At 57.2% G+C, this 10,549-nt stretch carries 10 protein-coding genes; 7 read left to right on the top strand and 3 right to left on the bottom strand.

The window, feature by feature from the left end:
* Positions 1-39 precede the first annotated feature (39 nt).
* Positions 40-1,245 carry an MFS transporter gene (locus ACYZT2_RS18240; protein ID WP_461966177.1) on the top strand — a complete coding sequence of 402 codons (1,206 nt, stop codon included), beginning with the start codon at positions 40-42 and terminating at the stop codon, positions 1,243-1,245.
* 130 nt (positions 1,246-1,375) lie between these two features.
* Here the strand turns inward: ACYZT2_RS18240 and ACYZT2_RS18235 are convergent, their stop codons facing one another.
* Entirely contained in the window at positions 1,376-3,211 is a 1,836-nt protein-coding gene (locus tag ACYZT2_RS18235) for a sigma-54-dependent Fis family transcriptional regulator (RefSeq protein WP_461966175.1), read from the bottom strand.
* A 429-nt stretch (positions 3,212-3,640) separates the two neighbouring features.
* On the opposite strand from ACYZT2_RS18235, the gene ACYZT2_RS18230 reads away from it, so the two are divergent.
* Genes ACYZT2_RS18230 through ACYZT2_RS18205 form a run of 6 tightly spaced genes read left to right on the top strand, consistent with a single transcriptional unit; the run spans position 3,641 to position 9,576 of the window.
* Positions 3,641-4,735 (top strand): ABC transporter ATP-binding protein, encoded by a 1,095-nt coding sequence (locus ACYZT2_RS18230; RefSeq protein ID WP_461966173.1) that lies wholly within the window; start codon positions 3,641-3,643, stop codon positions 4,733-4,735.
* Positions 4,735-5,832 (top strand): ABC transporter ATP-binding protein, encoded by a 1,098-nt coding sequence (locus tag ACYZT2_RS18225; RefSeq protein WP_461966171.1) that lies wholly within the window; start codon positions 4,735-4,737, stop codon positions 5,830-5,832. The genes ACYZT2_RS18230 and ACYZT2_RS18225 overlap by 1 nt, the downstream gene beginning before the upstream one ends.
* Positions 5,829-6,695 (top strand): carbohydrate ABC transporter permease, encoded by an 867-nt coding sequence (locus ACYZT2_RS18220; protein ID WP_095053159.1) that lies wholly within the window; start codon positions 5,829-5,831, stop codon positions 6,693-6,695. The genes ACYZT2_RS18225 and ACYZT2_RS18220 overlap by 4 nt, the downstream gene beginning before the upstream one ends.
* 8 nt (positions 6,696-6,703) lie before the next feature.
* Positions 6,704-7,504 (top strand): carbohydrate ABC transporter permease, encoded by an 801-nt coding sequence (locus ACYZT2_RS18215; RefSeq protein WP_007896138.1) that lies wholly within the window; start codon positions 6,704-6,706, stop codon positions 7,502-7,504.
* A gap of 10 nt (positions 7,505-7,514) precedes the next feature.
* A complete protein-coding gene (locus ACYZT2_RS18210) occupies positions 7,515-7,787 on the top strand; it encodes a DUF2160 domain-containing protein (protein WP_038983664.1) in 273 nt (90 codons plus the stop codon).
* A 46-nt stretch (positions 7,788-7,833) separates the two neighbouring features.
* Entirely contained in the window at positions 7,834-9,576 is a 1,743-nt protein-coding gene (locus tag ACYZT2_RS18205; protein ID WP_461966168.1) for an ABC transporter substrate-binding protein, read from the top strand.
* Positions 9,577-9,755: 179 nt separating this feature from the next.
* Here the strand turns inward: ACYZT2_RS18205 and ACYZT2_RS18200 are convergent, their stop codons facing one another.
* Both ACYZT2_RS18200 and ACYZT2_RS18195 read right to left on the bottom strand, forming a co-directional pair.
* Positions 9,756-10,070, bottom strand: a complete 315-nt coding sequence (locus tag ACYZT2_RS18200) for a helix-turn-helix domain-containing protein (RefSeq protein ID WP_030130910.1) — start codon at positions 10,068-10,070, stop codon at positions 9,756-9,758.
* Positions 10,060-10,410: a toxin gene (locus ACYZT2_RS18195; RefSeq protein ID WP_461973164.1), complete on the bottom strand. Its 351-nt coding sequence runs from the start codon at positions 10,408-10,410 to the stop codon at positions 10,060-10,062. The genes ACYZT2_RS18200 and ACYZT2_RS18195 overlap by 11 nt, the downstream gene beginning before the upstream one ends.
* Positions 10,411-10,549 lie beyond the last annotated feature (139 nt).

Below are 10,549 nucleotides of genomic sequence, written 5' to 3'. Positions count from 1 at the left end.
GGGATACTTATCAGCGTCGAACTATAAACTGGAGAAATCATGGCTAATCCCTATCGCGAGCTACTGACAACCCCCGGCGTCATGGGGTTAATCATCACGAGCTCCATTGCCCGTCTGCCACAGGCAATGATCGGCATCGGCATCATTACTATGTTGGTGCAGCAGACAGGCCTTTATTGGCTGGCTGGCTCTGTCGCAGGTACCTTTACATTGGCGAATGCGCTGATCGGCCCGCAAATATCGAAACTCGTTGATCAGCGAGGTCAGAGTCGGGTTCTGCCCTTTGTGACTGTCTTCAGTATTGGTATGTTGCTGGCGCTGATACTTGCTGTCTACATAAGGGCCCCGGCTGTACTGCTTTTTATTCTTGCGGCACTGGCGGGCACAATGCCCAGCATGCCTGCCATGATAAGAGCGCGCTGGACACAGCTTTTCCGTGGCAAGCCGCAACTACACACGGCCTTCTCACTGGACACTGTTCTAACTGAACTCGCCTTTATTATCGGCCCACCACTCGCCATTGCTCTGAGCATCAGCTTCTTCGCCGAAGCCGGACCTCTTGTTGCCGTACTGCTGCTGGTAATCGGTGTGACTGCTTTTCTTCTGCAGCGGCAGACAGAACCGAAGGTCGTCGCGGGCAGCAGGAGGAACGCAAATTCGGCCTTACTTATCCCCGGCGTTCGCACCATCGTTCTGGCGCTTCTAGCGATGGGTGTTATTGGGGGATCAATCGATGTGGCTGTAGTTGCCTTCGCCAACGCACAAGGCTGGCCAACGTCCGCCAGCTTCATCTTGGCAGCCTATGCACTCGGCTCAATGATCGCTGGCCTGACATTCGGCGCGTTAAGGGTTTCCTTACCGATTGAAAAGCAGTTCTTTGTTGGGGTACTGGTAACGGCAGTCACAGCCGTACTGCCCATTTTCTCACCGGACGTCTACATCCTTGCGGGAATGCTCTTTGTGGCAGGTATGTCATTCGCGCCAACGATGGTCATCGTCATGAATCTCGGTTCGATCATTGTTCCACCGTCCAGGATCACCGAAGGACTAACGTGGATGACGACAGGCATCAGCATCGGCGTAGCGCTCGGTGGAGTACTTTCGGGCCTGATCATCGACGTCTATGGCGCACGGGCAGGGTTCGGTGTAGCCATTGTTGCGGGGCTGGTAATGGTGGTGGTCGTGCTTATTGGTCTGCGCGCACTTGGTACCGCGTCAGCGATGTATGCCGAGCCAACCTTTTAGTACTGTCTGGATGAGTATTTATGCGGCGCCAATTGAGAGCTATTCACTCAAGCAATGGAAACAGTGAGCTATGCCTATTTTGGATTGAGCATCGAACAGTTTGAATTAGCGGCGCGGAGCGTGGGAACGATCAGTCACCTGACTGGCGCAATCGCTTGTAAAGGGTATTCCGGCTAACCCCGAGCCTGCGGGCTAAATGGGAAATATTCCCCCCAGCCGCCTGCAACTGGCGATTCAATTCCTCGGCATCATTCAAATCCACCGACAACGTCTCCGGCGAATCCACCGGCTCCATCTCCAGATCGACAAAAAAATCATCCGGCAAATGCTCCGGCCGCACGGGTTGTTCCTCGGCCATGGCCAGCGCCACCTGCATCACACTGCTCACCTGGCGCAAATTCCCCGGCCACGGGTGACGACTGAACAGCTCCATCACTTCACGGCTCAGGCCAGCCCATTGGCTCGGTTCGCGGTGCTGTTCCCACAGCCGTTTGAACAGCGCTTCTTTATCGCTGCGTTCCCGTAGCGGCGGTAGTTCCAGGGTCAAACCACCGATGCGGTAATACAAATCCTCTCGAAACCGGCCGAGTTGAACCTGTTCTCGCAACGAGCGGTTAGTCGCTGAAATGATCCGAATGTCCACCGGGAACAGCTCACTGCTGCCCACCGGTTGCACGCAACGCTCCTGCAATACTCGCAGCAGCCGAGCCTGGGTCGGCAACGGCATGTCGCCGATTTCATCGAGAAACAGCGTGCCTTTGTCGGCCTTGCGGATCAGCCCAATGCTGCCTTTCTGATTGGCGCCGGTGAATGCGCCTTTCTCGTAGCCAAACAATTCGGACTCCACCAGTTCGGCGGGGATCGCTGCACAGTTGACGGCAATGAACGGCTGTTTACTGCGTGAACTGGCTTGGTGCAGGGCTTTGACGAAGACTTCCTTGCCGACCCCGGTTTCCCCGTGGATTAACAGGGGAATGTCCTTTTCCAGCAAGCGCTCGGCCTGGCGCACGGCTTTTTCCACGCGGCTGTCGCCAAAATGCAGCGTATTGAGGCTGATCGCGGCGGGTGCCATCACGATGGGGTTGGCAAACACTCGGGCTTGAATCGGCGCTTGTTTCGGTCGCTTCAACAGGCATTGAAAGCGGTTGCGCCCCGAGGCTTGCAGGGCAAACGGCAGGCCGTCCGGTTGGTTCAACAGCTCCAGCAATGAGACTTTGAACAGGCTTTCGACGCTGACCCGCGACAGACTGATGCCCAGCAGGTTGTCGGCCCGGCGATTAGCCGACAGTACCTGACCGGTTTCGTCGAAGATCAGCAACCCGGCCCATTGGCTGTCGAGATTGTTCAGTCCGGTGTTGAAGGTCAGCTGGAAATGCTGGCCATGGAACAGATTGAGGATCAGCCGATTTTCCACGGTCTGGCTCATCATCTTGACCATGCCCAAGGTGTGCGACGGCGGCAGGTAGCTGTCGCTGGACACATCCAGTACCGCGATCACCTTGCGCTCGGCATCGAAAATCGGCGCGGCGGAACCGGTCATGAAGCGGTTGGCCTTGAGAAAATGTTCATCGTGCTCGATGTGCACTGCCTGCTCGCAAGCCAACGCGGTGCCGATTGCGTTGGTGCCGCTGCAACGCTCTATCCAGCTGGCGCCGGCGCTGAAACCGCGAGTCAGGCTCGGCTCGATGAAACGCTGGGTGCCCCAGGACGTCAGCACCTGGCCCTGATGGTCGGCGAGCATGATCAGGCAATTGGAGTTGCTGAGGATGTTCTCGTAGTACGGCAGGACTTCCTGATGGGTGGTCTGCACCAGTGAATGCTGGCTCTCCAGCAACTGGGCGATGCCATCGGCCGGCAGCTGATCGAACGCCGGCGCGCTCTGATGATCGAGCCCGAACGCGCGGCAGCGGGACCAGGAGTCCTGGATGATGGCGTCGTGGGAGAGCGGCGGGGCAGGTGCGGCCATGGCATTCAGCCTCTGAAACAGCGTTTTTATTATTGTTATCGGGCGCCGCCGATCCCCTGTAGGAGCTGCCGAAGGCTGCGATCTTTTGATCCTGACGCCCGTGAGACAGCGAAGATCAAGATCAAAAGATCGCAGCCTTCGGCAGCTCCTACAGAGACCGCGTACATGCCAGATGGGACCGCGTTACATCACGCCATGAATGCGGCGGGCCACAAAAAAAGCATCTATAGAGTGTTGTTCACTATTGTTCATTGTCAACCGACGGATTGTTCAATTGTTCAGTCGCGGTTGTTCATTTCTGTTCAGCAACGAACGCGGTTTTCCCTTCTTTTTCGGGTTTTTCAAGCCAGATCAACCGCTTGGAATTTCTGGCATGAATGTCGCTGTAGTGCTCCGGTCGCTTGACTCCAATAATAAAAAGGCCGAGCCATGTCACTAATCCTGGAGCACGTCAGCCGCACCGTCGAGGGTCAGACCTGGATCGACGATGCCTGCCTTAATTTCGAACCCGGATCGTTCAACGTTTTGCTCGGTCGCACGCTGTCCGGCAAAACCAGTCTCATGCGCCTGATGGCAGGTCTGGATAAGCCCGACAGCGGCCGCATCCTGATGAACGGCGTCGACGTCACCCAGCGTCCGGTGCGTTTGCGCAACGTGTCGATGGTCTATCAGCAGTTCATCAATTACCCGACCATGACGGTGTTCGAGAACATCGCCTCGCCGTTGCGTCAGTCCGGGGTATCCAATGAGCTGATCCAGAGCAAAGTGCTGGAAACCGCGAAGATGCTGCGCATCGAGAAATTCCTCCAGCGCTATCCCTTGGAACTCTCTGGCGGCCAGCAACAACGCACCGCGATGGCCCGGGCGCTGGTCAAGGACGCGGAGCTGATTCTGTTCGACGAACCGCTGGTCAACCTCGACTACAAGTTGCGCGAAGAGCTGCGCCAGGAAATGCGTGAGCTGTTCAAGGCCCGGCACACCATCGCAATTTACGCCACCACGGAACCCAACGAAGCCCTGGCGCTGGGCGGCACCACCACGATTCTTCATGAAGGCCGGGTGATTCAGAGCGGCAAGTCCGCCGAGGTGTATCACCAGCCGCAAACCGTGTTGGCGGCTGAATTGTTCTCCGAGCCGCCAATCAACCTCATGCCGGGGCGCATCGCCGGCAACGAAGTCAGTTTCGCCAATTTTGTGCACTTCCCCTTGAACGTTGATCTGCGGCCGGTGGGCGAGGGTGAGTTCCGTTTCGGCGTGCGCCCCAGCCACATTTCGCTGGTGCCGAGCAATGACGATGACCTCGAACTGGCGGTGACCGTCGAAGTGGCCGAGATCAGCGGTTCGGAAACTTTCTTGCACGTGCGCAACGAGTATTTCCTGCTGGTGCTGCACTTGCCGGGGGTTCACGAATACGACGTCGATGCGCCGATTCGCATCTATATCCCGACCCATAAACTGTTTGTGTTCGATAGGCAGGGGCGGCTGGTTCAGGCGCCTGGGCGCCGCATTGCGAGGGTTGCCTGATGGCCGAAATCCGTTTGCAGAACCTTGCTCACAGCTACACCCCAACGCCGACCGGCCCTGAGGATTACGCGATCCGCGAGATGGATCATGTCTGGGAGCAGGGCGGTGCTTATGCGCTGCTCGGGCCTTCGGGGTGCGGCAAGTCGACCTTGCTCAACATCATTTCCGGGTTGCTCAGCCCGTCTCAGGGCCAAGTGCTGTTCGACAGTAAAGTGGTCAACGAGCTGACCCCGGAAAAGCGCAACATCGCCCAGGTTTTCCAGTTTCCGGTGGTCTACGACACCATGACGGTGTTCGATAACCTGGCCTTTCCATTGCGCAATCAAGGCATGGCGGAAGCGAAAATTCACACCAAGGTGCACGAAATCGCTGAAGTCCTCGACCTCCAGGCATTGCTGTCCAAGAAGGCGCGCAACCTTACCGCCGATGAAAAGCAGAAAGTTTCCATGGGCCGTGGGCTGGTGCGCGATGACGTGTCGGCGATCCTTTTCGATGAACCGCTGACAGTGATTGACCCGCACCTGAAGTGGAAGCTGCGGCGCAAGCTCAAGCAGATCCATGAGCAGTTCAACATCACCATGGTCTACGTCACCCACGATCAACTCGAAGCTTCGACTTTCGCTGACAAAATCGCGGTGATGTATGGCGGGCAGATCGTGCAGTTCGGTACGCCACGGGAATTGTTCGAGCGGCCGAGCCACACCTTTGTCGGTTATTTCATAGGCAGCCCGGGAATGAACCTGATCGAGGTTCAGTCTCAAGTCGGCGGTGTCGGTTTCGCTTCGACCCACTTGCCACTGTCCGACGCGATGCAGAAACGAATCGCCGATTCCGAATGGAAAACCCTGAAGGTCGGTATTCGTCCGGAGTTCGTTCATGTGTGGGACGAACCCTGTGATGACGCGATGCAGGCACAGGTCGTACACGTTGAAGACCTGGGCACCTACAAGATCATGACCCTGAACCTCGACGGCGCCCCGCTGAAAGTACGCCTGGCCGAAGACAAACCGGTGCCCGAAGGCACGGCGTACATCAGTTTTCCGGCGCAATGGCTGATGGTCTATGCCGATGATTACTTGCTGGAGGTGCTGCCATGAACAAGGTGCAGAACAACAAGGCCTGGTGGCTGGTGTTACCGGTGTTCCTGCTGGTGGCATTCAGTGCGGTGATCCCGATGATGACCGTGGTCAACTACTCGGTGCAGGACATCTTCGACCAGTCCAGCCGCTACTTCGTCGGCGCCGACTGGTACAGGCAGGTGCTGCTCGACCCACGGTTGCATGACTCGCTGCTGCGCCAGTTCATCTATTCCGGCTGCGTGTTGCTGATCGAAATCCCATTGGGCATCGCCATCGCCCTGACCATGCCGACCAAGGGGCGGTGGTCGTCGGTGGTGCTGATCATTCTGGCGATTCCATTGCTGATTCCATGGAACGTGGTCGGCACGATCTGGCAGATTTTTGGCCGGGCCGACATAGGTTTGCTCGGTTCGAGCCTCAATGCCATGGGCATCAGCTACAACTATGCGGCCAACACCATGGACGCCTGGGTCACGGTGTTGGTGATGGACGTCTGGCACTGGACGTCGCTGGTGGCGTTGTTGTGTTTCTCCGGGCTGCGGGCGATTCCGGACGTGTATTACCAGGCGGCGCGGATTGATCGGGCGTCGGCCTGGGCGGTTTTCCGACATATCCAGCTGCCCAAGCTCAAGAGCGTGCTGTTGATCGCGGTAATGCTGCGGTTCATGGACAGTTTCATGATCTACACCGAGCCGTTCGTGCTGACGGGTGGTGGTCCAGGCAATGCCACGACCTTCTTGAGTCAGACCTTGACCCAAATGGCCATCGGGCAATTCGACCTCGGCCCGGCGGCGGCTTTCTCGCTGGTGTACTTCCTGATCATCCTGTTGGTGTCGTGGCTGTTCTACACCGCCATGACTCACTCTGACGCCAATCGGTGAGGCCCGCCATGAGCAAGAGAAAGCTTATCCCGTTGCTGATTTACATCCTGTTCCTGCTGGTGCCGATCTACTGGCTGCTGAACATGTCCTTCAAGAGCAACACCGAAATCCTCGGCGGTCTGACGCTGTTTCCCCAGGATTTCACCTTCGCCAACTACAAGGTGATCTTCACTGACCCGAGCTGGTACACCGGTTATCTCAACTCGCTGTACTACGTGAGCCTGAACACGGTGATTTCCCTGAGCGTGGCGCTGCCGGCGGCGTATGCGTTTTCGCGCTATCGTTTCCTCGGTGACAAGCACTTGTTCTTCTGGCTGCTGACCAATCGCATGGCGCCACCGGCGGTGTTCCTGCTGCCGTTTTTTCAGCTGTATTCCTCGATCGGGCTGTTCGACACCCACATCGCGGTGGCGTTGGCTCACTGTCTGTTCAACGTGCCGTTGGCGGTGTGGATTCTTGAAGGCTTCATGTCCGGCGTTCCTAAGGAAATCGACGAAACCGCCTACATCGACGGCTACAGTTTCCCTAAGTTCTTCGTGAAGATCTTCGTCCCGCTGATCGGCTCCGGGATCGGTGTCACAGCGTTTTTCTGCTTCATGTTTTCCTGGGTCGAGCTGCTGCTGGCGCGAACCCTGACCTCGGTGAACGCCAAACCCATCGCGGCGGTGATGACCCGCACGGTCTCGGCGTCTGGCATCGACTGGGGTGTGCTGGCGGCCGCGGGCGTATTGACCATCCTGCCGGGCATGCTGGTGATCTGGTTTGTTCGCAACCACGTGGCCAAGGGCTTTGCCCTGGGCCGGGTATGAGGAACTGATGATGGAATGGATGAGTTGGACTGGCCCCACGGCGGCGTTCTTCAGCGTCATTGCCTTGACTCTGGCGGGCATGACGACATGGGAATTGCGCTCGCCGAGCATCCCTCGGCGTGGTTTTTTGCCGATTGCCACCACCCGTGGCGATCGGCTGTTTATCGGTCTTCTCGGCAGCGCCTACCTGCATTTGCTGGTAATCGGCGTCACCGACTGGAGCATCTGGGTAGCGTTCGCGTTGTCCCTGGTGTGGCTGTTGGCTGTGATGCGTTGGGGCTAGTCGAGTCGCTCGGCAATCGTGCTCCGCCACTTAAACAGGAGGTCTTATGTTCGATAAAAACAATAAGCTGCGACATAGCATTTCATTGGCAGCCATGCTGGCACTCAGCGGTTTGAGCGCATCTGCCTGGGCCGATGCCTATGAAGACGCCGCGAAGAAATGGATCGGCAGTGAATTCAAGCCGTCCACCCTGACGGCCGATCAGCAGCTCGAAGAGCTGAAGTGGTTCATCAAGGCGGCGGAGCCATTTCGCGGGATGAGTATTAAAGTGGTGTCAGAAACCATCGCCACCCACGAATATGAATCCAAGGTGCTGGCCAAGGCTTTCACCGAAATCACCGGGATCAAGCTGACCCACGACTTGCTGCAGGAAGGCGACGTAGTGGAAAAGCTGCAGACCCAGATGCAATCGGACAAGAACATCTATGACGGTTGGGTCAACGACTCGGACCTGATCGGTACTCACTTTCGCTACGGCAAGACCGAATCGATCACCGACCTGATGGCCAACGAAGGCAAGGCCTACACCTCGCCGACCCTGGACATTAAAGACTTCATTGGCATCTCGTTCACCACCGCGCCGGACGGCAAAGTCTATCAACTGCCCGACCAGCAGTTCGCCAACCTCTACTGGTTCCGCGCCGACTGGTTCGAGCGGGCGGATTTGAAAGCGAAATTCAAAGAAAAGTACGGCTACGAGTTGGGCGTTCCGGTGAACTGGTCGGCCTATGAAGACATCGCCAAATTCTTCAGCGAAGACGTCAAGGAAATCGACGGCAAGCGCGTCTATGGCCACATGGACTATGGCAAGAAAGACCCGTCGCTGGGGTGGCGCTTCACCGATGCCTGGTTCTCCATGGCCGGCGCTGGCGATAAAGGCATCCCCAACGGCTTGCCGGTGGATGAGTGGGGTATCCGCGTCGAGGATTGTCATCCGGTCGGCTCCAGCGTGACCCGCGGCGGCGATACCAACGGCCCGGCGGCGGTGTATGCGACCACCAAGTACGTTGACTGGATGAAAAAATACGCGCCACCGGAAGCGGCGGGCATGACCTTCTCCGAATCAGGCCCGGTGCCGTCCCAGGGCAACATTGCCCAGCAGATCTTCTGGTACACCGCGTTTACCGCCGACATGACCAAACCGGGACTGCCGGTGATGAACGCCGACGGCACGCCGAAATGGCGTATGGCACCTTCGCCGAAAGGTCCGTACTGGGAGGAGGGCATGAAGCTCGGTTATCAGGACGCCGGTTCCTGGACCTTCCTCAAGTCCACCCCTGAAAAGCAAAAACTCGCGGCCTGGCTGTACGCGCAGTTCGTGACCTCGAAAACCGTATCCCTGAAGAAAACCATTGTCGGCCTGACCCCTATTCGCGAGTCGGACATCAACTCGCAAGCCATGACCGACCTGGCACCGAAACTCGGTGGGCTGGTGGAGTTCTATCGCAGCCCGGCCCGCGTGCAATGGACCCCGACCGGGACCAACGTGCCGGACTATCCACGTTTGGCGCAACTGTGGTGGAGCCACATCGCGGAAGCCGCCAGTGGCGAGAAAACACCACAACAGGCACTGGACGGTCTGGCCAAGGATCAGGATGCGATCATGACCCGTCTGGAACGCTCCAAGGTACAACCGACCTGCGGGCCGAAAATGAATCCGGAGCGGGATGCGCAGTATTGGTTCGATCAGCCGGGTGCGCCGAAAGCGAAATTGGCGAACGAGAAGCCTAAAGGCGAAACCGTGAGCTATGCCGAGCTGCTGAAATCGTGGGAGGCGGCGCGTAAGTAAACAGCTGGACCGCGTGAAGCGAAACGGCATCGAAAGGTGCCGTTTTACTTTTTGCCTGTTCCACCGCCATCGCGAGCAGGCTCGCTCCCACATTGAACCGCATTATTTCTGACAGAACGTGGTCCCCCTGTGGGAGCGAGCCTGCTCGCGATGGCGTCATTGAAAACACCGCAAACACTTCAGGTCAGCGCCGCCAATTGTTGAACCGTCTCCGGAAAGCGCTCAACCAGCCGGATCAGCGTTGTCGCCTGAGCATTAGGTTTTGCCCGTCCTTGCTCCCAGTTCTCCAGCGTCCGGGTGTTGGTGCGCAAGTACATCGCAAACACCGGCCGGGAGAGATTCAGTTGCTGGCGGATGCCAACCACTTCTTCAGCCGTAATCGGAGCCAGTTTGGCCAGTTTTACTTTGTGCGTGCGTAGAGTGACTTTGCCTTGGCGCTCATCGGCCAAGGCTTCAAACCCCTCTACCAGCTCGGAAAAAATGTCACGTTTCATCGCTCGTTCTCGCTTTGATTTCTCGATAAAGCATTTCTTTAAGCAGTTTTTTCTGTTGTGGCATCAGATCGTCCTGTTCGTTTTTGCCATACAGGGTAAAGAGCCAGAATTGGTCGAAGCCGGACCACCAGTAATAAATCACCCTTAGTCCGCCGCGCTTGCCCTTGTTTCGCCGCTCATCCACCACTCGAATTTTGCGCAGACCTCCGGTGCCTTCGACGACATCTCCCGCTTCCGGGTTTTGCAGCAGCTCCTGCTGGAACCGGTGAAACAGATCATCATCCAGGTAGTCACTTCGATGCTTTTGAAATACGGGTAATTCGATAAAAAGAGCGTCCATGTTCTGTACGTTACCTGCGTATATTTCTATCACAAGAATCGAATAGGTCAAGGCTTCTGTGCCTGCCAATTCGGTCAAGTCATTACGTTAAAGTCGCAGGCAGGATCGGGATGTAGGACGCGGCTGATTCACCCGCGAG

The sequence above is a fragment of the Pseudomonas sp. MDT1-85 genome (assembly GCF_054898065.1).
This window is presented reverse-complemented; position numbering and strand designations above follow the sequence as displayed.

Bases quoted from the DNA above. Each gene is read 5' to 3' on its own strand.
- ACYZT2_RS18230 (WP_461966173.1), top strand. From the start codon at position 3,641: ATGTCACTAATCCTGGAGCACGTCAGCCGCACCGTCGAGGGTCAGACC.
- ACYZT2_RS18225 (WP_461966171.1), top strand. From the start codon at position 4,735: ATGGCCGAAATCCGTTTGCAGAACCTTGCTCACAGCTACACCCCAACG.
- ACYZT2_RS18220 (WP_095053159.1), top strand. From the start codon at position 5,829: ATGAACAAGGTGCAGAACAACAAGGCCTGGTGGCTGGTGTTACCGGTG.
- ACYZT2_RS18195 (WP_461973164.1), bottom strand. From the start codon at position 10,410: ATGGACGCTCTTTTTATCGAATTACCCGTATTTCAAAAGCATCGAAGT.
- ACYZT2_RS18240 (WP_461966177.1), top strand. From the start codon at position 40: ATGGCTAATCCCTATCGCGAGCTACTGACAACCCCCGGCGTCATGGGG.
- ACYZT2_RS18200 (WP_030130910.1), bottom strand. From the start codon at position 10,070: ATGAAACGTGACATTTTTTCCGAGCTGGTAGAGGGGTTTGAAGCCTTG.
- ACYZT2_RS18210 (WP_038983664.1), top strand. From the start codon at position 7,515: ATGGAATGGATGAGTTGGACTGGCCCCACGGCGGCGTTCTTCAGCGTC.
- ACYZT2_RS18215 (WP_007896138.1), top strand. From the start codon at position 6,704: ATGAGCAAGAGAAAGCTTATCCCGTTGCTGATTTACATCCTGTTCCTG.
- ACYZT2_RS18205 (WP_461966168.1), top strand. From the start codon at position 7,834: ATGTTCGATAAAAACAATAAGCTGCGACATAGCATTTCATTGGCAGCC.
- ACYZT2_RS18235 (WP_461966175.1), bottom strand. From the start codon at position 3,211: ATGGCCGCACCTGCCCCGCCGCTCTCCCACGACGCCATCATCCAGGAC.